The 25,158-nt window shown below is 54.0% G+C and carries 27 protein-coding genes; 22 read left to right on the top strand and 5 right to left on the bottom strand.

Translation table 11 applies throughout. From position 1 onward, the window contains the following. Window positions 1–40 precede the first annotated feature (40 nt). From prfA to KNP79_RS06815, 6 genes are read left to right on the top strand one after another with little or no spacing between them, the layout of a single operon-like run. Window positions 41–1,111, top strand: coding sequence for a peptide chain release factor 1 (gene prfA, locus KNP79_RS06790; RefSeq protein WP_034780138.1), 1,071 nt, complete (start codon window positions 41–43; stop codon window positions 1,109–1,111). Beyond that, window positions 1,111–1,983 carry a peptide chain release factor N(5)-glutamine methyltransferase gene (gene prmC / locus KNP79_RS06795; RefSeq protein WP_214796692.1) on the top strand — a complete coding sequence of 291 codons (873 nt, stop codon included), beginning with the start codon at window positions 1,111–1,113 and terminating at the stop codon, window positions 1,981–1,983. The genes prfA and prmC overlap by 1 nt, the downstream gene beginning before the upstream one ends. After that, on the top strand, window positions 1,949–2,959 hold the full coding sequence (locus KNP79_RS06800) for an L-threonylcarbamoyladenylate synthase (protein WP_138858770.1): 1,011 nt from the start codon (window positions 1,949–1,951) through the stop codon (window positions 2,957–2,959). Before prmC ends, KNP79_RS06800 begins: the two co-directional genes overlap by 35 nt. Before the next feature lie 22 nt (window positions 2,960–2,981). Next, window positions 2,982–3,482, top strand: coding sequence for a low molecular weight protein arginine phosphatase (locus tag KNP79_RS06805; protein WP_034779240.1), 501 nt, complete (start codon window positions 2,982–2,984; stop codon window positions 3,480–3,482). 4 nt (window positions 3,483–3,486) lie between these two features. Next, on the top strand, window positions 3,487–3,927 hold the full coding sequence (gene rpiB / locus KNP79_RS06810; protein WP_021066115.1) for a ribose 5-phosphate isomerase B: 441 nt from the start codon (window positions 3,487–3,489) through the stop codon (window positions 3,925–3,927). Continuing rightward, window positions 3,924–4,466 carry a TIGR01440 family protein gene (locus KNP79_RS06815; RefSeq protein ID WP_152567762.1) on the top strand — a complete coding sequence of 181 codons (543 nt, stop codon included), beginning with the start codon at window positions 3,924–3,926 and terminating at the stop codon, window positions 4,464–4,466. Before rpiB ends, KNP79_RS06815 begins: the two co-directional genes overlap by 4 nt. Window positions 4,467–4,502: 36 nt before the next feature. Here KNP79_RS06815 and KNP79_RS06820 read toward each other — a convergent pair whose 3' ends face one another. Continuing rightward, a complete protein-coding gene (locus KNP79_RS06820) occupies window positions 4,503–5,288 on the bottom strand; it encodes an alpha/beta hydrolase (protein ID WP_214708450.1) in 786 nt (261 codons plus the stop codon). A gap of 129 nt (window positions 5,289–5,417) precedes the next feature. Here KNP79_RS06820 and glyA point away from each other — a divergent pair, with 129 nt between their 5' ends. From glyA to KNP79_RS06870, 10 genes are all read left to right on the top strand, one after another. Continuing rightward, a complete protein-coding gene (gene glyA, locus KNP79_RS06825) occupies window positions 5,418–6,671 on the top strand; it encodes a serine hydroxymethyltransferase (protein WP_034779234.1) in 1,254 nt (417 codons plus the stop codon). Between the two features lie 3 nt (window positions 6,672–6,674). Further along, window positions 6,675–7,601, top strand: coding sequence for a basic helix-loop-helix domain-containing protein (locus tag KNP79_RS06830; protein ID WP_215191676.1), 927 nt, complete (start codon window positions 6,675–6,677; stop codon window positions 7,599–7,601). 146 nt (window positions 7,602–7,747) lie between these two features. Continuing rightward, entirely contained in the window at window positions 7,748–7,984 is a 237-nt protein-coding gene (locus tag KNP79_RS06835) for a hypothetical protein (RefSeq protein WP_034779230.1), read from the top strand. 71 nt (window positions 7,985–8,055) lie between these two features. Continuing rightward, window positions 8,056–8,733: a response regulator transcription factor gene (locus tag KNP79_RS06840; protein ID WP_215191677.1), complete on the top strand. Its 678-nt coding sequence runs from the start codon at window positions 8,056–8,058 to the stop codon at window positions 8,731–8,733. A 1-nt stretch (window position 8,734) separates the two neighbouring features. Next, complete coding sequence (locus tag KNP79_RS06845) at window positions 8,735–9,973, top strand: sensor histidine kinase (protein WP_214753693.1); 1,239 nt, start codon at window positions 8,735–8,737, stop codon at window positions 9,971–9,973. 116 nt (window positions 9,974–10,089) lie between these two features. Continuing rightward, entirely contained in the window at window positions 10,090–10,806 is a 717-nt protein-coding gene (locus KNP79_RS06850; protein WP_251130463.1) for a hypothetical protein, read from the top strand. A 128-nt stretch (window positions 10,807–10,934) separates the two neighbouring features. Continuing rightward, window positions 10,935–12,164, top strand: a complete 1,230-nt coding sequence (locus tag KNP79_RS06855) for a hypothetical protein (RefSeq protein ID WP_214753697.1) — start codon at window positions 10,935–10,937, stop codon at window positions 12,162–12,164. 362 nt (window positions 12,165–12,526) lie between these two features. Continuing rightward, complete coding sequence (locus KNP79_RS06860; RefSeq protein ID WP_215189456.1) at window positions 12,527–13,936, top strand: glycoside hydrolase family 191 protein; 1,410 nt, start codon at window positions 12,527–12,529, stop codon at window positions 13,934–13,936. 143 nt (window positions 13,937–14,079) lie between these two features. Then, entirely contained in the window at window positions 14,080–14,709 is a 630-nt protein-coding gene (gene upp, locus KNP79_RS06865) for a uracil phosphoribosyltransferase (RefSeq protein ID WP_021066126.1), read from the top strand. A gap of 202 nt (window positions 14,710–14,911) precedes the next feature. Continuing rightward, window positions 14,912–16,024, top strand: a complete 1,113-nt coding sequence (locus KNP79_RS06870; RefSeq protein WP_251132900.1) for a GGDEF domain-containing protein — start codon at window positions 14,912–14,914, stop codon at window positions 16,022–16,024. A gap of 62 nt (window positions 16,025–16,086) precedes the next feature. On the opposite strand, the gene KNP79_RS06875 is transcribed toward KNP79_RS06870, so the two are convergent. From KNP79_RS06875 to KNP79_RS06890, 4 genes are all read right to left on the bottom strand, one after another. Then, window positions 16,087–17,673 (bottom strand): ABC transporter permease/substrate-binding protein, encoded by a 1,587-nt coding sequence (locus tag KNP79_RS06875; RefSeq protein ID WP_029594682.1) that lies wholly within the window; start codon window positions 17,671–17,673, stop codon window positions 16,087–16,089. Further along, the gene (locus KNP79_RS06880; RefSeq protein ID WP_029594683.1) at window positions 17,670–18,794 is read right to left on the bottom strand and encodes an ABC transporter ATP-binding protein; all 1,125 of its coding nucleotides are present in this window, start codon (window positions 18,792–18,794) and stop codon (window positions 17,670–17,672) included. The genes KNP79_RS06875 and KNP79_RS06880 overlap by 4 nt, the downstream gene beginning before the upstream one ends. A gap of 188 nt (window positions 18,795–18,982) precedes the next feature. Then, window positions 18,983–20,305 (bottom strand): (Fe-S)-binding protein, encoded by a 1,323-nt coding sequence (locus KNP79_RS06885; protein WP_051627670.1) that lies wholly within the window; start codon window positions 20,303–20,305, stop codon window positions 18,983–18,985. Continuing rightward, window positions 20,302–21,702 (bottom strand): FAD-binding oxidoreductase, encoded by a 1,401-nt coding sequence (locus tag KNP79_RS06890; protein WP_051627773.1) that lies wholly within the window; start codon window positions 21,700–21,702, stop codon window positions 20,302–20,304. The genes KNP79_RS06885 and KNP79_RS06890 overlap by 4 nt, the downstream gene beginning before the upstream one ends. A 646-nt stretch (window positions 21,703–22,348) precedes the next feature. Here KNP79_RS06890 and KNP79_RS06895 point away from each other — a divergent pair. The 6 genes from KNP79_RS06895 (at window position 22,349) to KNP79_RS06920 (ending at window position 25,146) form a co-directional block, all read left to right on the top strand. Beyond that, complete coding sequence (locus tag KNP79_RS06895) at window positions 22,349–22,576, top strand: hypothetical protein (protein ID WP_029594686.1); 228 nt, start codon at window positions 22,349–22,351, stop codon at window positions 22,574–22,576. Continuing rightward, window positions 22,573–22,986 (top strand): ATP synthase subunit I, encoded by a 414-nt coding sequence (locus KNP79_RS06900; protein WP_029594687.1) that lies wholly within the window; start codon window positions 22,573–22,575, stop codon window positions 22,984–22,986. Before KNP79_RS06895 ends, KNP79_RS06900 begins: the two co-directional genes overlap by 4 nt. After that, a complete protein-coding gene (gene atpB, locus KNP79_RS06905; RefSeq protein WP_021066134.1) occupies window positions 22,986–23,723 on the top strand; it encodes a F0F1 ATP synthase subunit A in 738 nt (245 codons plus the stop codon). The genes KNP79_RS06900 and atpB overlap by 1 nt, the downstream gene beginning before the upstream one ends. A gap of 78 nt (window positions 23,724–23,801) precedes the next feature. Further along, window positions 23,802–24,014, top strand: coding sequence for a F0F1 ATP synthase subunit C (gene atpE, locus KNP79_RS06910; RefSeq protein WP_024370837.1), 213 nt, complete (start codon window positions 23,802–23,804; stop codon window positions 24,012–24,014). Between the two features lie 71 nt (window positions 24,015–24,085). Continuing rightward, window positions 24,086–24,613 (top strand): F0F1 ATP synthase subunit B, encoded by a 528-nt coding sequence (gene atpF / locus KNP79_RS06915; protein WP_029594688.1) that lies wholly within the window; start codon window positions 24,086–24,088, stop codon window positions 24,611–24,613. Continuing rightward, window positions 24,613–25,146: a F0F1 ATP synthase subunit delta gene (locus tag KNP79_RS06920; RefSeq protein WP_021066137.1), complete on the top strand. Its 534-nt coding sequence runs from the start codon at window positions 24,613–24,615 to the stop codon at window positions 25,144–25,146. Before atpF ends, KNP79_RS06920 begins: the two co-directional genes overlap by 1 nt. Window positions 25,147–25,158 lie beyond the last annotated feature (12 nt).

The raw sequence follows: 25,158 nt of genomic DNA on the forward strand, positions 1-25,158 counted from the left end.
ATGAAGACAGTTCGATTTGACGGAGAAAGGACGGATCATCATGTTTGACCGTTTGAGCGTATTAGAAGAACGCTATATGCAATTAAATGAGATGCTCGCTGACCCTGAAGTGCTCAGCGATGCGAATAAATTACGACAATATTCAAAAGAACAGTCTCAGCTCGAGGAGACGGTACAGGCATATCGCCACTATAAAGAGACGAGCACGGCGTATAAAGAAGCGAAACTCATGCTTGAAGACCGCACACTCGATGCCGACATGCGGGAGCTCGCCAAAGAAGAGATGGCGCTTCTCGAGCCGGAAGTGAAGGCGCTCGAAGCGAAACTTCGCGTCTTGCTGTTGCCGAAAGACCCGAACGACGACAAGAACGTCATCGTCGAGATTCGCGGAGCGGCCGGTGGGGACGAAGCGGCACTGTTCGCAGTCGACTTGTACAAGATGTACACGCGTTTCGCCGAGCGGCAGAACTGGAAGACCGAATTGATCGACGCCAACTATACAGAACTCGGCGGCTTCAAAGAAGTGACGTTCCTAATCAACGGGACCGGCGCCTACTCGAAATTGAAGTTCGAGAATGGGGCGCATCGGGTTCAACGCGTCCCATCGACCGAGTCGGGCGGACGCATCCATACATCGACGGCGACCGTCGCGGTATTGCCGGAAGCCGAAGACGTCGAAGTGCATATCGATATGAAAGACGTTCGTGTCGACACGTTCACGTCGTCCGGACCAGGGGGCCAGTCGGTCAACACGACCCAATCGGCCGTGCGGTTGACGCACATTCCCTCGGGGCTCGTCGTCTCATGTCAGGATGAGAAGTCGCAACATAAGAATAAAGACAAGGCACTCAAAGTGCTCCGGGCTCGGCTCTATGACAAGATGCAGAGCGAACACCTCGAAGAACTGTCAGCGCAGCGCAAGTCTGCCGTCGGGACAGGGGATCGCTCGGAGCGGATTCGGACGTATAACTTCCCACAGAGCCGCGTGACCGATCACCGCATCGGACTCACGCTTCAAAAGCTCGACCGCGTCCTCGCTGGGGAACTTGAAGATATCATCGATGCCCTCGTCATGGACGAGCAGGCCCGTCTCATGGAGGACGTGGACTGATGCGAATCGCCGCGAGATTGAAGCAAGCGGAGCGGGAACTTCTTGACGCGGGGCGCGATGCCTCGACCGCGGAGTGGTGGCTCATGCATGTCCTTGACGTCGACCGGACGGGACTGCTCATCCGTTTATCCGACGAATTGACAGATGATGAGGAATCTAAATTCCGAACAGGATTCGAGCGCCTGCTCGCAGGCGAGCCGGTCCAGCATTTGATTGGTCACGCCCCGTTTTACGGGCGGATGTTCGAGGTCAATCGGGACGTCTTGATTCCGCGCCCGGAAACGGAAGAGTTGATCGAATGGGTCGTTGAGCACGTGACCGACGTGGCCGATGATGACATCGTCGATATCGGGACCGGCAGCGGGGCAATCGCCGTCACGCTAAGTCTCGAACTCGGTGTCCGCGTCCAGACGGTCGATATTTCCCGGGAAGCGATTGCTGTCGCCAAGCGGAACGCAACAGCGCTCGGGGCGGACGTGTCCTTCCATGAAGGTGATTGCCTCGCCCCGATTGCCGACGACTCGATTCGTGTGCTCGTCTCAAATCCGCCCTATATCGAGGCGGACGAACTGCTCGATGAGACGGTCTCAGGCTATGAGCCGCACCTCGCCTTGTTCGGAGGAGCAGACGGGCTCGATTTTTATCGGAAGATTATCGCCGACTCGATGCGCGTCTTGTGTGCCGATTGGCAATTGATTGCATTTGAAATCGGGTATAATCAAGGACAAGTTGTGAAATCGTACCTGTCCGAACGTTATCCTGAAGCAGAAACGGGTATTTTAAAAGATATAAACGGCAAAGACCGAATCGTCTACGCCGTGAGGGAAGGGATTGCGCATGGAAACGAAATGGATCAAGCCGACAGAAGTTGAGGAAGGGGTACGTCTCTTGCAGGCGGGCGAGGTGATCGCCATGCCGACGGAGACCGTCTACGGACTCGCCGGAGACGCGACGAACGACGTCGCCATCAAAAAGATTTTCGAGGCGAAAGGAAGACCGTCGGACAACCCGCTCATCGTCCACGTGGCCTCGGTCGAACAGGCCGAGCATTTCGCGCAAACCATCCCGCCGGTCGCCAGACGCTTGATGGAAGCGTTTTGGCCTGGTGCCTTGACCATCATCTTACCGTCGAACGGCCGAGCGTCTTCGTTCGTGACGGCTGGTCTTGATTCGATCGGACTCAGAATGCCGAATCATCCGGCCGCGCTGGAATTGATTCGTACGTCCGGTCTTGGACTGGCGGCACCGAGCGCGAACCGTTCTGGACGTCCATCACCGACGTCAGCCCGGCACGTGGCAGATGATTTGACTGGCCGGATCGCGGGTATTATGGATGGGGGACCGACAGGCATCGGTGTCGAATCGACCGTGATCGACTGCACGACGGAGCCGGCGATGATTTTACGTCCGGGCGGCGTGACGAAAGAAGCGATTGAGGCGGTCATCGGCCCGGTCATTCTCGATGCCAACTTGAGCGATGAAGCAGCTGCGCCACGATCACCAGGAATGAAGTACACCCATTACGCCCCGAGCGCCCCTCTTTATTTAGTCGAAGGAGGACGCGATGACCTCGTCCGTGTCATCACGACACGACAGGCGACGGGCAAGCGAGTTGGCGCACTCGTATTCGATGAAGCGACGACCCCGGCGGACGTCACTCTCTCCCTCGGTATTTCGATGGAGACAGCGGCCCAGCGTTTGTATGAGGCGTTGCGAAAGTTTGATGAGACGGATGTAGAAGAGATTTACGTGAATCGGATTGAACCGACGGGAGTCGCTCTTGCCGTATATAACCGCCTCTACAAGGCGGCAGGCGGTAAAGTCATCCGTCCACAGGAAGAGGCTTAAGGACATAGAGGAGGATCACGCGATGTCAATGAAACGCGTATTATTCATATGTAGTGGGAACACATGCCGAAGCCCGATGGCGATGGCCCTGCTCCGCTCGAAAGTGACGGGGGACGAGTTCGATATTCGTTCGGCCGGGCTGCGGACGATGCAAGGGTTCGACGCCTCAGAAAATGCACTCCAAGTGTTGCGTGAACGAGGAATTGAGCTCGATCACGTGACCCAGACATTCGACGACGTCCTCGGACGTTGGGCGGACGTCATCTTGACGATGACACGGGCGCATCGTGAACAGATTCGGGACACGTACCCGGATTTGGCCGACCGCACGTTCACGTTATACGAGTTCGTCACCGGACTCGAGCGCGACATCAATGACCCGTTCGGAGGGTCGATGAACGTCTACCGCCAAGTCCGAAACGAACTCGAACCACTCGTGAATCGACTTGTGCTAAAATTGACGAATGACGGGTCAAAGGTGACAAAACCACCGAGACGCCTACCAAAGAAGACGGGGGAATGAACGAATGAAAATCGCAATTGGCGCCGATCATGGCGGATTTAACTTGAAAAAAGACATCATCGGACTATTGGAAGAGCTTGGTCACGAGTATAAGGACTTCGGGACACACTCGGCCGAGTCAATCGATTATCCAGACGTGGCGATTCCGGTCGCTGAAGCCGTCGCGGCTGGTGAGTTCGACCGTGGCATCTTGATTTGCGGGACAGGGATCGGCATCGGAATTGCCGCCAACAAAGTGAAAGGCATCCGGGCGGCACTCGTCCATGACTCGTTCAGCGCGAAAGCGACACGTCAACACAACGACTCGAACATCATGACGATGGGCGAACGCGTCATCGGACCGGGTCTTGCACTCGATTTAGTGGCGACATGGCTCGATACAGATTTCGAGGGCGGACGCCACTCGAACCGTGTCGATAAGATGAGCGCTTACGAAACGAAGTGACGACGATGAAGGCGGAGCTTTTGAACTTATTGACGGAGTTGCACGAACGGTTTCCGTTAGATGAGGACAAGATTCTCGTCATCGGTTGTTCGACGAGCGAGGTCGTCGGTAAGACGATTGGGAAAGCGGGCTCGATTGATGTGGCGTCGGACTTCATCGAAGCGTTTCTGACGTTTCGCGACAAGACCGGCGTCCATCTCGCCTTTCAAGGCTGTGAACATATTAATCGGGCGCTCACGGTCGAACGACGGACGCAGAAACAGTTCGGTTTGACAGAAGTGACGGTCGTCCCTGTGCGTGCAGCGGGCGGGGCGATGGCGGAGAAAGCGTACGAAAGCTTCGATACGCCTTGCGTCGTCGAATCGATTCAAGCGGATGCAGGGATCGATATCGGGTCGACGCTGATCGGTATGCATTTGAAACCGGTCGCGATCCCGGTCCGCTTATCAGCGAAGCAGCTCGGTGAGGCGTATGTCACGTTCGCCGTCACGCGGCCGAAACTGATTGGCGGCCCCCGGGCCCACTATCCAGCGAAATAAACGAAAGCCGGTCGCGAGGACCGGCTTTTTTTTGCGTTATAACTCTTCACTGAACAAGTAGGAAAGGACCATCGGGAACCGTTCACGCCAAGCGAGCTCGTTATGCACGCCTTCCTCGATGACCTCGAAACGGATATGGTCGACTTTGTCGCGGAGGAGCGCATAGACGCGTTCGCTCGACTCGAGATACATCTCGTTCGTCGGACCGTCCGCTGACGGTTGTTCGACTTCTTTCCGACCGACGTCCATATATAGACGTTCGACACCGCTCAAATCGCTCGACTCGATTAACTGTTCAAGCTCGGTCTGGTTGAACCAGAACGCCGATGATAGCGAGGCGACGCGTTTGAAGATGTCGGGATAGACACATGCGGCGTAAATCGAGATCAAGCCGCCCATCGAACTACCCATCATCGCTGTCTCGTCCGGGTTCGTCCGATAGTTCGCATCGATCATCGGTTTTAACTCTTGGGCGATGTATTCGATGTAGGCCGACCCTTGGCCGCCGAGCGTCACGTCTTGACCGAGCAAGCTCTCACCGATGTATGGGTTTTCCCACGGTCCGTATTCGTCGAGTCGCATCTCGCCGGGGGCACTGTCGATGCCGACGATGATCAAGTCGCGTTTCGAGGCGTCCACATACTCGCCGGCGCGCCAACTCATCTTATAGCTCGCGTCCTCGTCGGCGAACACGTTCTGGCCGTCATGCATATAGAGCACGGGATAACGTTTGTCCGTCGTGTCGTAATCCGCAGGTGTATAAATCCGAACTGTCCGCTCGCGTTCAAACGGGGTAATCGTGATCTGTTTTGTCTCAATCATAAACATCCTCCTCTGATCGTCTTCTTCATTATGATACCCAACTTGACCTCTGATTAGACGATACCCAAAAAAAGAAGCATATGTTACGATGGGGGTGTTGATTTTTAGACATTCAGAGGGGGTTTCAACATGGTAAACACGACGAAGTTGAAAGTACAGGATGCGGAATTGTTTGAAGCGATGCAACACGAGCTCGGTCGCCAACGCGAGAACATCGAACTCATTGCCTCGGAGAATTTTGTCTCAGAAGCAGTCATGGAAGCGCAAGGTGGCGTGCTCACGAACAAGTACGCGGAAGGTTATCCAGGCCGTCGCTACTACGGTGGTTGTGAGTTCGTCGACGTAGCCGAGAACTTGGCCCGCGACCGTGCGAAAGAGCTGTTCGGTGCAGAACATGCCAACGTGCAGCCGCATTCGGGTGCCCAAGCGAACATGGCCGTCTACTTTACAGTACTTGAAGCCGGTGACACGGTGCTCGGCATGAACTTGTCGCACGGTGGCCATTTGACGCACGGAAGTCCGGTCAACTTCTCGGGCGTTCAATACAATTTCGTCGAATACGGTGTGGACAAAGAGACAGAACACATCGATTATGACGTTGTCGCAGCCCTCGCGAAAGAACATAAACCAAAACTCATCGTCGCTGGTGCCTCGGCGTACCCGCGGACAATCGACTTCGCCAAGTTCCGTGAGATCGCCGATAGCGTCGATGCTTACCTCATGGTCGACATGGCGCACATCGCCGGTCTCGTCGCGGCCGGGCTTCATCCGAACCCGGTCGAGCACGCGCACTTCGTGACGACGACGACGCACAAGACGCTCCGCGGTCCACGCGGCGGCATGATCCTCTGTAAAGAGGAGTTCGCCAAGGCGATCGACAAGTCGATCTTCCCAGGGATTCAAGGCGGTCCGCTCATGCACGTCATCGCTGCGAAGGCAGTGGCGTTCGGAGAAGCGCTTCAACCTGAGTTCAAAGATTATCAGGCACAAGTCATCAAGAACGCACAAGTGCTCGCGCAAGGATTAGAAGAAGAGGGACTCCGCATCGTATCGGGCGGCACGGATAACCACCTTCTCCTCGTCGACCTCCGTGGCATCGATATCACCGGGAAAGCGGCCGAGCATGCGCTCGACGCAGCCGGCATCACGGTCAACAAGAACACGATCCCATTCGATCCGGCATCACCGTTCGTGACGAGCGGGATTCGTCTCGGGACGGCCGCGATGACGACGCGCGGATTGAAAGAAGACGATATGCGTGAAGTCGCTCGCTTGATTGGACGTGTCTTGACGAACCATGAAGATGAGGCGGTGCTCACCGAAGCGCACGAAGCCGTGCGCGCGTTGACGTCGAAGTTCCCGCTCTATCCTGAACGAGGCTGACGAATGGACGTACGGACACTCGCAGATCGGGAACTCGCGGAACTGCCGCTCATCGATATGACCGAATGGCTCGTCCGAAAAGGCGAGCACGACCCGACGTTTCGCCTCGTCGCGAACGAGTTCGAGGTCGTGACGACGCTGCTCGATCATGGCTATTATATCGAGGCAAGTGAACGGATCGTACCGCTTCTCGGGATGAAAGTGCCGGCGGCGTTTCATCGGCTCGGGCTCGCGCTCGAAGTGAAAGCGAACGGAAAGAAGGCGGCCAAGCGCCGCTTTCGTTCGTTCTCGCCGGCCGTCATCGGTCATGCGGACTTGTCAGATTGGAAGAACGCGTTCAAGTGGGACAAGACATGGCTCGGCCTGCCGCTCGTCGTCGGCCTCGGGCTGGTCGCGCTCGCCTTTTGGCCGGACCCGGCGCCACCCCCAGTGACGCCGTCCGCTTCCGACGAGCGGGTCGTGACGGTGACGGAAGAGGAGGCACTCGCGAAACGGTTAGAAGAACTCGAGAAAGAAGTTGCCCGGCTTGAAGAAGTGAACGAGGCGCTCCAAACCGAGGACGAGACGACCGAGTCGCCTGAGGCACCGGCCGTCATCCCGCTATCTAAAGTCGAGACGCTCGTCTCGGACAAACGATACGAGGAAGCCGATGCGCTCCTCGTCGGCAAGGCGAAAGCTGGGCAGGAACAGGCGGTCGGATTTTATCGCTTGCTCGTCGACAACAAGCTCGGTGAAGCGGAGATTGAAGACTATGCCGCTTACGTCGAGACGTACCCAGAATCGGGATATAAAGTGGACGTCTTATGGATGAAAGGCATCGCCGAGAAGAAGGCCGGGGACGACACGTACCGGACGACGCTCGCAGAAGTCGCTGCCATGGATGGAACGTATTGGGCGCCGATCGCCAAGTCGGTGCTCGAGGAAGAATGAGGTCGCAGCGTGCTGTGGCCTCTTTTTCTCATCAAATTCTAATCTGTTTCACCGCTCTTTCTCAGCTCGCTCCCGTACAGTAAAGAAAGAAAATAGACAAGGGAGAGGGATTTATGCGCGCAACTAGCAGAGGAAAGATTGGAAGAATGATTCGAAGAGTGGCCGTCGGTGCGCTCGCATTGACACTCATGGCGGCAGGGGTCGCCGGGTTCTTATTATTCACCTTGACCGGTAACGCTTGGCTCGACCAAATCGCTCAAGTCGGGACCGATTTAGCGTTTCAGGCGGAAGGGATTGAAACGACGTTTGACCGGATGGGCGATTCACTCGAATTGCGCATCGAACAAGCGATTCCAGAAGCAGTTCGTCCGTTTTTTGACTGAGGAATCCGGGAACACTTAGAATGATGCGTCGGGCGGACTGCTCGGCGTTTTTTTAAGAAAGGATGAATGGAATGCCTACGATTCTCGTCGTTGAAGACGATGCTAAAATTGCCAGATTACTCGAACTTGAACTTATGCATGCCGGTTATCAAGTCGAGGTCGCTCATGACGGGCGGACCGGGCTCGACCGAGCACTCACTGGTGGGATTGACCTCATGTTGCTCGATGTCATGTTGCCACAGATGAGCGGACTTGAAGTCGTTCGCCGCGTCAAAGAAGAGCAACCGCTTCTCCCGGTATTGATGGTGACGGCACGTGGGGACCGTTACGACAAAGTGAGCGGGCTCGACCTCGGGGCCGATGATTACATCACGAAACCGTTCGAGATGGAAGAGTTGCTCGCACGGATCCGGGCGTTCTTACGGATGCGGCAACACGTCCAAGTCGATACGAGTGAACGGGTCTTATCTTATGAAGGGCTGACCGTCGACGTCAATCGTCACGAAGTAATCTGCGAGGGGCAAAAAGTCGACCTGACCCGGAGAGAGTTCGATTTGCTCGTCTATCTGCTCGAACATCCCGAGCGCGTGCTCACACGCGACCAACTCGTCGAACACGTCTGGGGCTTCGATTATTACGGGGACACGAACGTCGTCGATGTGTACGTCCGCTATGTCCGGAAGAAACTCGGTGGTTCCTGGATTCAGACGGTCCGAGGCGTCGGCTATATGTTGAAGCGTGGTGAATAAAATGAAGCTACGGACGAAAATCGCTTTGGCGATGGCGGGGTTCATGTTGTTCCTCCTGATCACCTCGTTCGGTGTCGCCTGGCTCGTCTCGCGTCAACAGATTGTCGACGCCCGCTATGACGTCTTGCGCCAGGCACTCAGCTTGCTCGAGGAGGACGAGCGGAATCGCCAGGCCGTCTTGTCGTTACACGAGGACAGTGTCGTGCTCGAGCGACAAGCGAACGGCGCCTGGGGCATCATCGGCGGAGAGGCCGAGGAAGGATTGCGGTTTCCCGTCAATTTCGGCGAGCCGGCCCTCGTCGACGACTGGTTCGTCATCGCGACGTCGAACGGGCTCGGCTACGCGTTTCAAGACGCGGCCGTGAGTGAGACACTCCAGACGCTCGCCACGATCTTTCTCATCATCTTTTTGATCGCCGTGGCGATGACGTTCATCGGCAGCCTTTGGATCGTCAGGCAAGGGCTCGACCCGCTCCGCCGGCTCGAGACGACGATGGAACGAATCACGGAATCGGGCACCCTTGAGACCATCGATGTCGGGACGAGCCAAGACGAAGTGTCGACACTTGCGACCGGCTTCAATCAAATGATTGGCCGGGTCGAAGGGTCGATGGAGCAACAGCGTCGTTTCGTCGCCGATGTTTCACATGAACTGAAGACGCCGCTCACGGTCATCGAAGGGTACGCCAAACTGCTCCGGCGCTGGGGACAAAGCGACCCGGCCGTCCGTGACGAGGCGATCGACCATATTTTGACCGAGTCCCGGCAAATGCGCGAAGACTTGATTGAACCGATGCTTGAACTGAGCCGCTTCTCCTCACTTGAAGAAATCGAGGCTGAAGCGATTGAATTAACCGAGCTCGCCGAACAATTGACCGAGCGGTTCGAGCGTTCGCATGGCGTCCGGGTTCCAATCGAGGCGACAGGAACGTGGTACGGGCACCGTGATTCGCTGCAAAGGCTCGTCGTCATCTTCATCGACAACAGCTTGAAGTACGCGACTGACACGCACGTGACGATGACACCGAGTCGGATTGAAGTGCGTGACCATGGGACGACGCTGAGCGATGACGGCAGGGCGCGTCTGTTCGACCGTTTTTATCGACTCGATGAGGCGCGGGACCGGAGCGGCAGCGGACTCGGGCTCGCCATCGCCAAGGAAGTGGCCGACATGAACGGTTGGTCGGTCGGCAGTTACGCGAACGCGCCGGACGGCAGCGTCTTCTTCGTCGCAAAATGACAAACCTTTCGCAGATTCTCATCATTTTCTAATGGAATCCTCGTGGTGCTCTAAGGTCACCGTTCTATGATGAAGATGTAGAACAAGTTCACCACATGAAACGAGGAGGAAACATCATGAAACTAATCGGATGGATTTTAGGCGTCGGCTTGGCAGTCCTCGCCGTCGCAGGGATCGGGTTGTATGTTGCGAATGACAACACGGACACGGTCATCGTCCCGCGGTCGGTCGACAGTGTGAACAGTGGAACGGATGATGCTGCAGATGACGCACAAGACGAGGCGAACCAAGAAGCGGCCGCGTCGACAGAAGGAACAGCCTCGAGTGATACGCCGGTCCGCTCGGTCGATGACGATGATTATGAATTGTATGGTACCCTCGTCAACCTATCAGACCGGGACGTGACGATCAGCTTCAGCGGTAAAGAATCGACGTATCCGCTCGCGGCCCGTCATGAGATTGACGACGACACACCGAAAGCCGGTGACCGCGTCAAACTCGAGTTCAATCAAAACGAGGAAGTGAAGGAAGTCGACCGTGAGAGTGACGACTTCGACATCTACGGCACGTTCGTCAGTCTGTCGGACCGTGACGTGACCATCGAGCGTGACGGCAAGTCAGAGACGTTCAAACTCGCGAGCCGCTACGAGCTTGACGATGAGGCGCCAAAAGCCGGTGACCGCGTTAAACTTGAGTTGAACCTTCAACAGCAAGTGAAAGAGATTGAACGTGACGATGACCGGGATGACCAAGACGATCAAGATGATCAAAACGACGATCAAAATGATGACGACCAAGATGACGATCGGGACGATGATCAAGACGACGACTAAAAAAGTGCCACGCAAGTGGCATTTTTTGTTTGTTCTTCTAACTATATAAGTAATTATTATTGTATGATAAAGTGAAAAAGAAAATTTTAGGTGATAGTACCCAAATAAATGTGAAAGGAGGGGGCGGAATGAAACACGTCTTATGGATGATGATCGTTGGCATCATCTTTTTAAGCGGATGTGGCGCAAACGAGACGAACGCGCTCAACTTGCGGTCATTGTCGACGTATGCGATTCACCAAGACCGAGACATCCCGTTGACGTCTGCGCTGAAGTCGCGATTATTGAATTACTGTGAGCAAAAACCGACGGACGTGTTGCCGATGCGTCGGGCTGAAGTGGCCTCCATTACATTCCGTCATCCTTTCTACGACGAATTAGGCAGCAAGACCGTCAAATATTGGCGGAGCGGGGAGTCGCACTACGTCTCGTGCTTGAACAGTGACGAGCAAAACGCACGGGTCTTCCGCACGGACAAGATCGCAGCGTTCGAGGCTGCCGTTACGGCGAATTCTGTTGAAATCGAAGTCGGAGATACGCTGTCGTTCATTCCTGAACCGAACGTCGAAAATGTGATACAGTCCTTCTCGGTCAATAAGGCACACGAGACGATCATCCCAGGATCCGTCTTCCGGTATGAGACACCGGACCGAGGGGCGCTCCACGTCACGTACCAAGTCTTTCAGGACGGGGCGGCGAAAGGGCAAATGATCGAGCCCGGATTGTTCGTCTTTGAGAGCGGGAAGAACGATGGGGTCGCCTTCTTGACTCAATTGGCCGACAAGCGAATCACGTTACAGATGGGGAGGGAAGAAGCATGGGAACGTACCGTGCTACCGGCCGTCTTCACGGGCGAATATGTCGCCGTCGACTCAACGGAAGCCGTTTTTGCATCAATTGCGAATGAGCGCAGGCTGCTGAAGCGGGTCGTCCTAGCAGATGTGCCCATCCATGATTTCACTGAACGGGCATCGGTCGAGTTGTCGGAACGTTACGGGACCGTAATCGAGGTGTGGGGCACGGTGAAACGGCCTGGCGCCGGGGAATTGACGATTGTATCGGAGCCCAAAGAGACGATGCGTCTGGCGACGTATGAGACGGAGACGAAAATCGCCCATCTCGGTGGACCGAGTACGAGCGACCTATTTGAATTGTTATCCCACGTGAAGCCGAGTAGTGGACAGCCGACCGGGGAACGATGCGGGACGCTCGCGCTCTATGAGCAGTTGACCGAACAACGGTTTGACGTCTGGATGGAGGAAGGGCAAGACACCCTTCAATTGATGGACGTCGAGACGGAACGAGTCTATTTGATTGATCGTCTCGAATTAGAGTCAACGCTGAATACTTACATATGACCAAATAACTTATTGGTTTACCCGTTTCATGACACTTTCATGTCGTGAAGCGGTTTTTTGTTGTCAAATTGACACTATGTTTTCGTGAAAAACTATCCTATAATTTTTTTTGCGAAGGTTCAACATTACATACACGAATCCGATACATCCATAAAACACACAGCACTAACCTTCTCGTCATTTGAATAGAAAGAAAAGGGGGAGCAACGAGACACAACTCCATTCAACCATCATCGTCCGTCACCACGTTTTGTCAGTCATCAGGAGAGGAATAGGTAGTGAAATTGAAAAAGTTAATTATGTCTCTAACGGTAGTGTTGTTAATTGTTAGTCTGAACATGTCTAAAACGGGGGCACAAACCATGAACCCACTCGACGGTGTGAAGAACTATCAAGTGTATTATGGCCATCCAACGGCAGCGATTCTAAAAGATATGCAGAACTACGATCTCGTCATCATTGAGCCGCTCCACTACACGAAAGCACAAGTGGAGCAAATCAAAGCACGCGGGACGAAAGTGCTCGGTTATATTAGCGTCATGGAAGTCGCGACATGGAACACCGGTCTCATGTCAAAACTTCAGTCAGGTGACTTCTTTACGCGTAACGGACAACGTGTCCATTACTCGGAATGGGATTCGTACTTGACGAACATCGCTTCGCCGCACTTCCAAGGGTTACTCCTTACGGAAATCCAGAACCAAGTCGTCGCCAAAGGCATCGATGGCGTGTTCATGGACACGGTCGGTGATATCGATAACGAACATTTGAACAACCCGACGGTGCTCAAGCAACAACGTGACGGCCTCGTCAACTTCTTGAAACAAGCACGGGCTCGCTATGGGGATATCGCCATGGTCCAAAACTGGGGTTTCGACACACTTGAAACATCGACGGCGCCATATGTCGACGGCATCATGTGGGAGAGCTTCAACGCCGATACGATCAAGAGCGACGCTTGGTCACAAAACATGATCAAGAAACTACAAGCGGTCGACGCGAAGCACTCGGTCAAGACGCTCACGATTTCGACACGTCTTAGCGCGGACAGCCACAAGCTCGCCACAGATTCTGGCTTCATCCACTTCCATGAAGCGGATGCTTACGTGAACTGGAACGCGGGACTTGTGACACGTACGAAAGACACGGCGCCGACACCAGCGCCAGTCGCGGTAGCACCGGCGACAAAGCCGGCTACAACGACAACAACGAAGCCAGCTGAAACGACTACGACAAAGCCGGCTACAACGACGACAACAAAGCCAGCTGAAACGACTACGACAAAGCCGGCTACAACAACGAAGCCAGCTGAAACGACTACGACGAAGCCGGCTACAACGACGACAACAAAGCCGGCTACAACGACAACAACGAAGCCAGCTGAAACGACTACGACAAAGCCGGCTACAACGACAACAACGAAGCCAGCTGAAACAACTACGACAAAGCCGGCTACAACAACGAAGCCAGCCGCGACCAAACCTGCGACAGGAACGTCAACAACGCCAGTCGCTAAGCCGACGACAACGACGAAACCGGCTCCGTCGACGAATGACCAGACTGCGTCAAAAGAGAAGTCGACACAAAAGACAAAAGCCGAGTTGAAGCAAGAGAAGAAAGACAAGAAGAAGGCAAAAAAACTTGCAAAGAAGCATGCTAAAAAACATGCCGCCAAGCATGAAACGTCAAAACACCATCAGGCCGCCAAAGGCAAGATGTGTGGAAAAGTGAAACACAAGACGGCCGGTTTTCTGAATTTCTTCAAATTCTGATCGACGTGTCACCTGAAGCCCGAGGGATCGATTCCGTTCCTTCGGGTTTCGTCTGACCTCTTAGAAAACAGAAGTTGACCCTACCTTTCTCAGAAAAGTTAGGGTACAATGCTCAAGAGAGATTGAGAGAGGAGTGAAGCATGATGGGCAAAGTACACGTTTATGACCACCCATTGATTCAGCACAAGATGACGATTATGCGCAAAGTAGAGACGGGGACAAAGCAGTTCCGTGAACTCGTAGACGAGGTCTCGTCACTCATGGCATACGAAATTACACGCGACCTTCCGCTTACTGATGTAGAAATCGAGACACCGGTCTCTGTATCGACACAGAAGATGATCGCCGGCAAGAAATTGGGAATCGTCCCAATTTTACGGGCAGGCCTCGGCATGGTGGATGGCTTCCTCAAAATGATGCCGAACGTCAAAGTCGGTCACATCGGTCTATACCGTGACCCGGAGACGCTCGAGCCGCACGAATACTATCTCAAGTTGCCGACGGACGTCACAGAGCGTGACTTCATCGTCGTCGACCCGATGCTCGCAACTGGTGGTTCGGCCGCTGATGCGATTGCCGCGCTTAAAAAGCACGGTGCCAAGTCGATCAAGCTCGCTTGCCTCTGCGCAGCCCCTGAAGGTGTGGAACGTGTTCAAGCTGAACACCCAGACGTCGAAATCTATCTCGCCGCACTTGACGAGAAGTTGAACGACCATGGTTACATCGTCCCAGGACTCGGTGACGCGGGTGACCGTTTGTTCGGAACAAAATAAGCACGAACCCGTACAGAGAGGATCCGAGTGATCCTCTTTTTTGTGGAATGTGCCGCGATCGATTCAAAATAGTTGAGGTGAAGCGAGTCACGACCGATAGTAGAAAAGGAAGGGACCGTATGGCGGTCCGATCATGAAAAAGGGAAGAGACGCCGTGAAGACTAAATTCTCACTACTACAAAGATATTTGCTCATTTCTTTGATGGCGCTGTTTTTGACGAGCATCTGGAGCTATAGCGCGTTTCAAGATATCGAACGAGAGAACCGTCGTATCGTCGAAGAGGCGATCCCGATTGCGAACGCCGCCTCAGAGCTGCTCCGGTTGTTGCTCGATCAAGAGCTGTCGGTCCGAGGCTATACATATAATCAAGACACCCTGTCACTCGAACAGTATGAAGCGACGAAGCGCTCGTTGTCGGAGATGATTCACGTCATCCGAGAACTCGATCATCGTCACCCGATCATGCAGGAGTTGATTCAAGAAGAGGCGTTGCCGCTCATCCGACAGATGGAAGCGTTCCACGAATCGCAAATTGAGCTCGTCGAGGCCGGAGATATTGAAATGGCGAACGCGCGACGCTATAGTGGCATCGGCTACATCAATCGATTTCGGGACGTCGATGCGGCGATTCGTGAGGATATCGACAACATTATTCAACAGGCGTCAATCCGGAGTGATACCGCCTCGAGCTCGGCGAAGTGGGTGATCGTGATCGTCGTCGGGATCGCGTTGTTACTGTTGCTGACGTTCATGCATACGTTCCGGCTCGAGCGCAGCAAACAAGCGCTCATCCATCGCTCGTTGCATGATGCGTTGACCGGTATTTGGAATCGACGCGCCTTCGATGAACGATTCGAGCGGATGTGGGATGAGGCTGCGGAGACCGGAGACGTGCTCGCACTCCTCTTGCTCGACATCGATGCGTTCAAGGTGTACAACGATACGTACGGCCATTTGGCCGGAGACGCTTGCCTCGAACGGGTGGCGAACGCGATCGACAAGGCGGTCGGGGAAGACGGCATGACGGCCCGCTATGGAGGCGAAGAGTTCGCGGTGCTCCTGCGGCCACGCCACGCGCGCCAACCGAAAGAAATCGCGGAACGAATTCGGCAAGCGGTGCTCAAACTGAACATCGCGCACGAAATGTACACACCGTTGCGAAAAGTGAGTGTCAGCATCGGCGTCGCCGAACATGCGCCAACGCCAAGTGGCGATAAGACCGACTTGATTGAGGCGGCTGACCAAGCCCTCTATCAGGCGAAGCAGAGTGGGCGCAACCGCGTCTCGGTCGGCCAGGCCACGAACGTAGGTTAAAATCGGCTACAAAAAAAGACGACCTTCCCGATTCGAACGGGAGGGTCGTCTTTCGTATAGGTTTATTGTTCAATTAATCCTTCTTGGATAAGGAAGTCGCGGGCGACTTTCTCCGGACGTTGTTTCTCGACGTCAGCAAGATAATTGAGCTCTTGCATCGTCTCGTCCGTGATTTTCCCGCTCAGCAAGTTCAATACGTCCGCGAGCTCAGGATGCTCGGCGAGCGTCTCTTCGCTGACGATTGGGACCGCGTAATACGGCGGGAAGAACTGTTTGTCGTCCTCGAGGACGGTCAAATCAAAGCGTTTAAGCAAGCCGTCGGTCGAGAAGCTGTCGATGGCGTTACTCTCATTGTTCATGAGTGCCGTATAGCGGAGTCCGCCGTCGACCGGTTTCACGTCTTGGAAGTTGAACGGGTACGCCTCTTTCAATCCGAGGTAGCCGTCTTCCCGGTTCGAGAACTCGATTGTCGGACCGAAGACGAGCTCGTCACTCACCGCAGCGAGATCTGAGACGGTCTTTAAACCGTATTTGTCGACGTCTTCTTGTTTGACGGCGATGGCGTAGGTGTTATTGAAGCCGATCGGGTCGAGCGTGCGGATATCGAAACGTTCGTTCACTTGTTTCACGACTTTGTCGTAGACGACGTCCGGGTCGTTCTCGACTTCTTGCTTCAATACATCGACGAACAATGTGCCCGTATATTCGACGTACGTATCAATCTCACCGGTCCGTAGGGCACTGAAAGCGACCTGGGTGCCACCGAGGTTCAGTTGACGTTTCACATCGAGGTCGGTCTTGTCCTCAATCAAGTCGGCGACCATGTTCCCGAGAATCAATTGCTCGGTGAAGTTTTTCGAACCGACGACAATCGTATCGTCTTCACGGGTGAAGGCGTAAATCGAACCGGCGAGGAGAAGCGTGAACGCCGTCGCGATGACAATGAGTGGCTTTGTCACTTTCTTCGCAGAACGACGTGTTTTCTTCTTCATCCGTCCATCCGCGAGGACGATGCCGTTCGGGGCTACTTTATACTCGATGCGACTGACGATGAAGTCAATCAACAAGGCGAGCAGTCCGGCCGGGATGGCACCGGCGAGGATTTGATTGTTGTCGACGGTCTGGATTCCGGCGAAGACGAGGTAACCGAGACCACCTGCTCCGACGAACGCCGAGATCGTCATGAGCCCGACAGCCGTGACCGCCGAGATGCGAATCCCGGCCATGATGATCGGGAGTGCGAGCGGCAGCTGGATTTTACTCAAAATCTGGCGGTCGGTGAGCCCGATCCCTTTGGCCGACTCAAGCGTATCGCCCGGGATGCTCGATAGTCCCGTATACGTGTTTTTCACGATCGGGAGGAGCGAGTACAAGACGACCATGATGATGGCCGGGGTCGATCCGATTCCGATGAACGGGATCAAAAATCCGAGGAGCGCTAAACTCGGTACGGCTTGGACGACGCTCGTCAGACCGAGAATCGGCTTGGCGAGACGCGGGATCCGTAAGATGAGAATCCCGAGTGGTACCCCGAGTAAGACGGCGAGCGAGACGGCAAAGACCGTCAGCTGTAAGTGTTCGAGCAAGAGCGTCCCGATTTGGTCGGTGTTGCTCGTGAAGTAATTGAAAAACGATTGAATGGCATTCATATAGTTTCCTCCTCTTGCATGAATTGCTCACTGAGGACGGAAAGCAAACTGCTGCGTGTGATCAAACCGTGAAGCATCGAACCGTCGACGACCGGGAGATACCCTTGGTCGCTCGTGTTCATGACGTCTAAAATGTCGAGGAGCGAGTCCTCGATTGAGACGAAAGCATAGTTCGTGTTCATGACTTCCTCGAGCCGCTTCGTCTTGTCTTGGATGCCGTGGACATCTTTCAATTTGATGAGTCCTTGAAGGACACGATCACGGTCTGTGATCAACAAACTGTCGACCTTGCGGGAGCGCATGATTTCAATCGCTTGAAGCACCGTCCGCTTCCCGCTGATCGATACCGGGTCGGTGATCATGATGTCTTTCGCTTTAATGAATTCAGGGCTGTTCCAAATCCGATTCTTCCCGATGAACGACTCGACGTATTCGTCTTTCGGGTTCCGGAGAATTTGTTCCGGAGTATCGAATTGGACGATTTCCCCGTCGCGCATGATACAAATGCGATCGGCCAGCTTGATCGCCTCATCCATATCATGGGTGACGAACACAATCGTCTTTTTCACTTCTTCTTGAAGATTGAACAGTTCTTCTTGGAGATCGTTTCGAGTGACAGGGTCAAGGGCGCTGAACGGTTCATCCATCAAAATGACTTCCGGGTCGTTCATGAGGGCACGGGCAAATCCGATACGCTGCTGCTGACCGCCGCTCAATTCGCTCGGATAGCGATCGATGAATTGGTCCGGGTCGAGGCCGACCATGCGGAGGAGGTGTTCGGTGCGCGCATCCATGTCTTGTTCGGCGTGTCCTTCGAGACCGGCGATCAATTGAATGTTTTCGCGAATCGTCATATGCGGAAAGAGGCCGGTCTGTTGAATGACGTAGCCCATCTGGCGACGCAGTTCAATCGGGTCCATCTTCCGGGTATCCTGTCCGTTGACGATGATCGTCCCTTCCGTCGGCTCGATCAAACGGTTGATCATTTTGAGCGATGTCGTCTTCCCGCAGCCGGAGGGGCCGATAAAGACGACGAGTTCACCTTTGTTGATGGTGAGGTTCATCTCTTTCAAGACGGTCGTGTTCTTGAATGTTTTTTGCACTTGTTTAAATTCAATCATGCATTCACCCTTTTCAATAATTATTTTCACATAACCTTATATGCCCGTTGTCGAAGGATTGTAAACATTATTTTTGAAAAAAGCGTTTAAAGGTCGGATAAAGCGGGGATTATTACTTCTATTTTTTTTTATAAAAGGAGAAAAAAGAGGAACAGCACCCGGATCAGCGGGCCGTTCCTCTTGATTGGTCAGGATGGCATCGCTTCGACGAGCAGGTCCGCCAAGTGGACGGCGCGCATCGATTCAGTCCCATGCTCTTGAATCCCGAGTTGCATCTGCATGTGGCAACCCGGATTTGACGTCACGATCGTTTGTGCTGCCGTGGCGTTCACGTGCCCCATCTTCATCTCGAGGATGTCGTTGGCGATATGGGGCTGCAGAATGTTGTACACACCGGCCGAGCCGCAGCAGTGGTCGGCGTGCTTCTGCTCGATATAGACGGCCCCTTCGATCGCCTGGAGCAATACCCGCGGGGCGAGCGCGCCTTTTTGGACGTTGCGCAAGTGACACGAATCTTGATACGTGATGAGTTGCTCCGGCAGGGCGAGCGGGACGCGGTCGAGGAAGCCGACCTCAAGCAAGATTGACGCGAAGTCTTTAATCTTGGCCGTGAATCGTTCCGCACGTTCGGCCCATTCTGGGTCGTGCTTCAACAGATGGTCATAGCCGACGAGGAACGCGCCGCAACCGCCGGCATTCGTGATGATGTAGTCGACGTCCTCGGCCTCGAACGCCGCGATGTTCTGTTTGGCGAGCGTGACGGCGCCCGCCTGTTCGCCGGCATGACCATGTAAGGCCCCGCAACACTGTTGCGTTTTCGGGATAACGATGTCGCAGCCCGCCGCTTGGAGCAGTTTAATCGTGTTGGCATTCGTCTCATAGAACATCGTGTCCATCAAACAGCCGCTGAAGAAGGCGACTCGGGCCGTTGTCGCTCCCGTCGCCGGGATTTGCTCCGGACGTCGACGTCGCTCCGTCTTCGGTGGGACCGTCGGTAAAATCGTCTCCATCTTCTGGAGCTGGTCCGGGAACCAGTCGAGGATGCGGAGCTTGTGAGTGAGCGTCTGGACGCCAGACTGTTGATAGAAGCGGAGAAAGCCCGTCGCCGTCTCCATCTTCGCCTTATTCAAGAACAGCCCGTCAAAGACGACTTTTCGGACGAGCCGCTCGCGGACCGGCATTTGTCCCGTCGCACGTTTATGTTCGGTAATGGCGGCGCGTGCGTCCTCGAGCAAGACGCTATAGCGTACCCCGGCCGGACATGCCGGCTCACAGGCGAGACAACCGAGACATTCGTTGAGCGTCTTTTCGACGCCCTCATCCGGTTCAATCAATCCGTCGACGACACCTTTCATGATGGCGATGCGACCGCGCGGGGAGGCGGACTCGTCTTTCGAGCGGATATACGTCGGGCACGTCGGCAGGCAAAAGCCGCAACGCATGCAGCCGAGCATCTCTTCATAGTCGAGCTTCTCGGTCATGCGGGTGGCGAGTTCGGGCGTCTGCTTCATGATTTACCTCCTTGGACGATGCGTTTTTTCGCCGCTTTGGCGAACATCTTCTGCGGGTTCATGATGCCGTGCGGGTCGAAGGCGAGCTTGATGCCTTTCATGACGTCTATCCCGGCCGGACCGAGCTTCCATTCGAGATACGGTGCTTTCATCGCCCCGACCCCATGCTCGCCGGTGATCGTCCCGCCGAGGTCGAGTGCGGCGGCGAAAATATCGGCGAACGCCGCCTCGACACGTTCCATCTCCTCATGATTCCGGGCATCGGTCGCGACTGTCGGATGCAGGTTGCCGTCCCCGGCATGACCGAACGTGGCGATTTGAATGTCATACGCCCGTCCGATCGCTTCGATGCGCCGGACCATCTCGGCAATCTCGCTCCGTGGCACGGTCGCATCCTCTAAAATCGTCGTCGGGCTGAGCCTGGCGAGGGCGGACAAGGCGATGCGCCGGGCGTAGCGAAGCGTCTCGGCATGTGCCTCGTCTCGGGCCACTTCGACCGACAAGGCACCTTCTTCTAAACAGACAGCATGCATCGCTTCGATATCTTGTCGGACGACGTCACGCGGGCCGTCCTGTTCTAATAGAAGGAGAGCGCCGACGTCCGTCGGCAATCCGATGTTCGCGTACGCCTCGACGACCTCGATTGTCTTCTTGTCCATGAACTCGAGTGTCGCCGGGATGACGCGGTTCTCGATGATGCGGCTCACCGTTCGGGCCGCGCTGTCCAAGTCCTCGAAATAAGCGAGCATCGTCTGTTTTGTCTCGGGGAGCGGGATGAGCTTGAGCGTCGCTTGCGTAATGACGGCGAGTGTCCCTTCCGAGCCGACGAGGAGACGCGTCAAATCGTACCCGGCCACGTCCTTGGCGAGCTTGCCGCCCGTATGGAGGACATCCCCGTTCGGGAGCACCGCCTCGAGCGCGAGCACGTAATCGGCCGTCACACCGTATTTCAATCCGCGTAACCCACCTGAGTTCTCGCTGATGTTGCCGCCAATCGTCGAGATTTTCATCGAGCTCGGATCCGGCGGGTAGAACAGTCCTCTCGCCTCGACGGCTTGTGCCAAATGGGCGGTAATGCAGCCCGGTTCGACCGTCACTGTCAAATTCTTCTCATCAATCTCGACAATCTTGTCCATATGACGGAAGTCCATGACGACACCACCGGAAAGCGGCGTCGTGCCGCCGGCAAGATTTGTCGCCGATCCGCGTGGGACGACCGGGATCCGGTGTTCGTGGCACAGCCGCAACACGGCCTGCACGTCCTCGGTCGAGCGGGGGGCGACGATCGCGTCTGGCATCGCTTGATAGTTCGGCGTCGCGTCAAATGAATAGGCGAGTCGGGTCGTCGAGTCCGTGAAGACGACATCGGCGCCGATCTCCTCGCGTAGTTGGGTCATCCAATCCATTCTAGTTCCTCCTCACACGCATCAACATGCATTCGATGCGGGCGTCGGTTTCGAAAGTCACAAAATCGACACATTTTTAGATAGCGCTTACATCGTAATCGTAGCCATTCGAACTGGTATTGTCCACCCATTTCGGGTTGATAGGAAGGGCTTTCCAGGCGATTGACCGCTCGGAAAAGGCGGTGTGATATTCATCACTACAAATTCGTCAGAACCCCTCGACATGACAAAAAGATAATCGGTATACTGATACAGGACGATGTAAACGATTTCAAAATCGGGTCAACGTTTGTTTCAAAACCTTTTGTGAACGTAAGCCGTTTTGCATTGTAATTTCCAAAACGTGAAGGTATAACTGAACTATTCTTCATCTGATTCGTAATGTGAAATGTTATAAAGTCAACATTTTTATTTCACCGTTTCTTCATACTTTCTTAAAATTTGATGATTTTAATTTAGTTTGTGAACTGCGTAAAAGCCTTGATACGACTTGATTTAAAGCGCTTTTATAATTGTGAAATCAATTGACTTCTTATGCCATTTCCAGTACTCTGAACTTGTGTGACTTTTGATGGTCACGCGAGTGTGAATCCGATGGAGAAGATGCATGGCTTGGCAGCTCGAAAGGGGGATGGGGATGACGAAAAAAGACAATCGTTACCTATCTTATGCCTCGCTCGCCTCTCAAATCTCGACCGCGCTCGCTGGACCGATCGTCATCGGTTATCTCGTTGGCCAATACGGTGCGAGACGTGAAATTTGGGGCACGTTTGGTTGGAATGTGTCAGTGCTTCTCGGAATGGCTTTCGGGATCACGGCGCTAGTTCTCACCCTTCGAAGTTTACTGACAGGAGAGGACGAATGAACTTACAACAAGTGCAAGCAGACAGAAAAGCACAACAGCAGTTGATGAAACGCTATACGAAGTGGTTTATCGGATGGTTCGCCATTCTCCTCATCGGAGCGCTCATCGTCCCTATGTACAAACCGGTATTTCTCGGCTTGTTCTTAGGCGGGGTCGCCAGTCTCATCATTCTACATATGCAGAATCGAAGCGTCATTCGGATGTTTGACGTGATCGAACATGGACGACGCCCGAAGTCGCACGGGACTGTTTCAAGGATGGCAGTCGGTGCACTAGCCGTGATAGTCGGTCTCTTTTATGAGGATCGAGTATCGCTGATAGCGGTGGTAACTGGTCTAATCGCCGGCCACATCATACAATTTGGCGAGTTCACACTTGCCCAGCTCAGCAGGAAAAGAGGTGAATACTAATGGGTCATGAGTTTCCCACATATTCTCTACAACTCGGAGATTATACGTTATATGGGAGCTGGACGAACGTCATTACGGTGCTGATCGCATCACTACTCGTATTTACGTTTGCCGTTTGGGGAACGCGACGCTTGGCTATGAAGCCGACTGGTAAGCAGAACTTAATGGAATTCTTCGCAGAATTCACACGCGGGATTATCTCGAGTGCGATGGACTGGAAGACAGGTGGCCGTTTTATCGGGTTTGGAATGACGTTGATTTTGTTCATTCTCTTCTCAAACTTAATGGGTCTACCGTTTAACGTCATCTCTGGTCACTATCTATGGTTCAACTCACCGACGGCCGATCCTTACGTCACGTTGGCATTGTCGACACTCGTCGTTGCAATGTCGCACTATTACGGCGTGAAGCTACACGGTTTGAAGCACTACTCGGCGGAATTCGTGAAGCCGGTCTGGTTCTTATTGCCGATCAAGCTCATCGAGGAGTTCGCGAACACCTTGACGCTCGGTCTGCGTCTTTACGGTAACATCTTTGCCGGTGAAATCATGATTACCATCATCTTGGGACTCGCAATTACCGCAGAAGGGGCACTTAACCCGCTCGGTGCTGTGTTCGCAATTCTCCCAATGATTTTATGGCAAGGTTTCTCAATCTTTATCGGGGTTATCCAATCCTACATTTTCCTGACGCTTGCAATGGTGTATATCGGGCATAAAGCTTCTGCCGAGCATTAATTCGGGCAGGTCTCGCCAAAGCGTTGAACAAAAAAACTATTTACTTAACTTTTAGGAGGAATATACACAATGGAACAAATGAATCTTCTCGCAACAGCACTCGTTATCGGTCTTGGAGCACTCGCGGCTGGTATCGGTAACGGTCTCATCGTATACGGAACAGTACAAGGACAAGCACGTCAGCCAGAACTCAAAAACGAACTTCGTCAAACAATGTTCATCGGTATCGGTTTGGTTGAAGCCCTCCCGATCATCGGTGTGGCTGTCGGTTTCCTTCTCCTCAACTCTTGATTACGAGTTAACGAGAACAACGTAAGAGGGAGCGTGTCTCCCTCACTTATTTAGTCAAGAGGAGGGTATGCATGGATACGATGATGATTGCAGCTGGTGCTGGCGGCGAAGGCCTCCGCATCCTGGATATGATCTTTACACTTTTCACATTCCTCGTACTCTTGGCCCTGTTGAAGAAATTTGCTTGGGGACCACTCCTTGGAATGATGAGACAGCGTGAAGAGTATGTAGCGAACGAAATTGAGCTCGCCGAAAAGAGCCGCAAAGATGCGGAAACATATGTAGTCGAACAACGTGACGCGCTCAGCGCCGCACGTACAGAATCGAAAGAAATGCTTGATTCAAGCCGTCGTCAAGCAGAAGCGGAACAAGCACGCTTGGTGGAGCAGGCGCGTTTGGAAGCCGAACAAATCAAGATCGAGGCGGGTAAAGCGATCGAACGTGAGCGTGAGCTCGCGAAGCAATCGCTCCAGACCGAAGTCGTCACACAGGCGCTCTCGGCCGCACGCCACGTCCTTCAGTCAGACCTCAAAGGCGACGAAGCGAAACAACGTGCCCTCGTTACAGACTTCCTGTCTAAAGCGAAAGGTGCTAACTGATGAACACATCGTTAGCAAAACGCTATGCCAAAGCGCTCTTCGACTTAGCGCGGGAACAAGGCACGCTCGACCAAGTCGAAGCGGAAGTGCGTCTGCTCGATGAAGTGCTCCACGCGACTCCTGAACTCACGGATCTCTTAACGAATCCGGCGATCAGTGACAGCGAGCTTGCACAGCTTTTAACACATAGCTTTGGTGACATGACAGATATCGTGCTCAACACACTTCTCGTCATGGTCGAAAACGACCGTGCGAGCGAGGTTCGCGGCTTGTCGCGCTACGTCCTTGATTACATCAACGACTACCGTGGCATCGCCGAAGGGTTCGTCACGAGTGCTTACCCGTTGTCGGCAACAGAGTTGAAAGAAGTCGAACTCGTCTTCGGTCAGAAGATGAACAAGACGCTTCAATTGAAGAACGTCGTCGATGAAGACGTCATCGGTGGACTTCGTGTCCAGATCGGCTACACGACGTATGATGACACAATCGAAAACAAACTAACACGCCTCGAGCGTGAATTGTTGAATGCGTAAGAAATAGGGGTG

The organism is Exiguobacterium sp. s7, assembly GCF_018618195.1.
Classification (GTDB): domain Bacteria; phylum Bacillota; class Bacilli; order Exiguobacteriales; family Exiguobacteriaceae; genus Exiguobacterium; species Exiguobacterium mexicanum_A.

Bases quoted from the DNA above. Each gene is read 5' to 3' on its own strand.
- prfA (WP_034780138.1), top strand. From the start codon at position 41: ATGTTTGACCGTTTGAGCGTATTAGAAGAACGCTATATGCAATTAAAT.
- prmC (WP_214796692.1), top strand. From the start codon at position 1,111: ATGCGAATCGCCGCGAGATTGAAGCAAGCGGAGCGGGAACTTCTTGAC.
- KNP79_RS06800 (WP_138858770.1), top strand. From the start codon at position 1,949: ATGGAAACGAAATGGATCAAGCCGACAGAAGTTGAGGAAGGGGTACGT.
- KNP79_RS06805 (WP_034779240.1), top strand. From the start codon at position 2,982: ATGTCAATGAAACGCGTATTATTCATATGTAGTGGGAACACATGCCGA.
- rpiB (WP_021066115.1), top strand. From the start codon at position 3,487: ATGAAAATCGCAATTGGCGCCGATCATGGCGGATTTAACTTGAAAAAA.
- KNP79_RS06820 (WP_214708450.1), bottom strand. From the start codon at position 5,288: ATGATTGAGACAAAACAGATCACGATTACCCCGTTTGAACGCGAGCGG.
- glyA (WP_034779234.1), top strand. From the start codon at position 5,418: ATGGTAAACACGACGAAGTTGAAAGTACAGGATGCGGAATTGTTTGAA.
- KNP79_RS06830 (WP_215191676.1), top strand. From the start codon at position 6,675: ATGGACGTACGGACACTCGCAGATCGGGAACTCGCGGAACTGCCGCTC.
- KNP79_RS06835 (WP_034779230.1), top strand. From the start codon at position 7,748: ATGATTCGAAGAGTGGCCGTCGGTGCGCTCGCATTGACACTCATGGCG.
- KNP79_RS06840 (WP_215191677.1), top strand. From the start codon at position 8,056: ATGCCTACGATTCTCGTCGTTGAAGACGATGCTAAAATTGCCAGATTA.
- KNP79_RS06845 (WP_214753693.1), top strand. From the start codon at position 8,735: ATGAAGCTACGGACGAAAATCGCTTTGGCGATGGCGGGGTTCATGTTG.
- KNP79_RS06850 (WP_251130463.1), top strand. From the start codon at position 10,090: ATGAAACTAATCGGATGGATTTTAGGCGTCGGCTTGGCAGTCCTCGCC.
- KNP79_RS06855 (WP_214753697.1), top strand. From the start codon at position 10,935: ATGAAACACGTCTTATGGATGATGATCGTTGGCATCATCTTTTTAAGC.
- KNP79_RS06860 (WP_215189456.1), top strand. From the start codon at position 12,527: ATGAACCCACTCGACGGTGTGAAGAACTATCAAGTGTATTATGGCCAT.
- upp (WP_021066126.1), top strand. From the start codon at position 14,080: ATGGGCAAAGTACACGTTTATGACCACCCATTGATTCAGCACAAGATG.
- KNP79_RS06870 (WP_251132900.1), top strand. From the start codon at position 14,912: ATGGCGCTGTTTTTGACGAGCATCTGGAGCTATAGCGCGTTTCAAGAT.
- KNP79_RS06875 (WP_029594682.1), bottom strand. From the start codon at position 17,673: ATGAATGCCATTCAATCGTTTTTCAATTACTTCACGAGCAACACCGAC.
- KNP79_RS06880 (WP_029594683.1), bottom strand. From the start codon at position 18,794: ATGATTGAATTTAAACAAGTGCAAAAAACATTCAAGAACACGACCGTC.
- KNP79_RS06885 (WP_051627670.1), bottom strand. From the start codon at position 20,305: ATGAAGCAGACGCCCGAACTCGCCACCCGCATGACCGAGAAGCTCGAC.
- KNP79_RS06890 (WP_051627773.1), bottom strand. From the start codon at position 21,702: ATGACCCAACTACGCGAGGAGATCGGCGCCGATGTCGTCTTCACGGAC.
- KNP79_RS06895 (WP_029594686.1), top strand. From the start codon at position 22,349: ATGACGAAAAAAGACAATCGTTACCTATCTTATGCCTCGCTCGCCTCT.
- KNP79_RS06900 (WP_029594687.1), top strand. From the start codon at position 22,573: ATGAACTTACAACAAGTGCAAGCAGACAGAAAAGCACAACAGCAGTTG.
- atpB (WP_021066134.1), top strand. From the start codon at position 22,986: ATGGGTCATGAGTTTCCCACATATTCTCTACAACTCGGAGATTATACG.
- atpE (WP_024370837.1), top strand. From the start codon at position 23,802: ATGAATCTTCTCGCAACAGCACTCGTTATCGGTCTTGGAGCACTCGCG.
- atpF (WP_029594688.1), top strand. From the start codon at position 24,086: ATGGATACGATGATGATTGCAGCTGGTGCTGGCGGCGAAGGCCTCCGC.
- KNP79_RS06920 (WP_021066137.1), top strand. From the start codon at position 24,613: ATGAACACATCGTTAGCAAAACGCTATGCCAAAGCGCTCTTCGACTTA.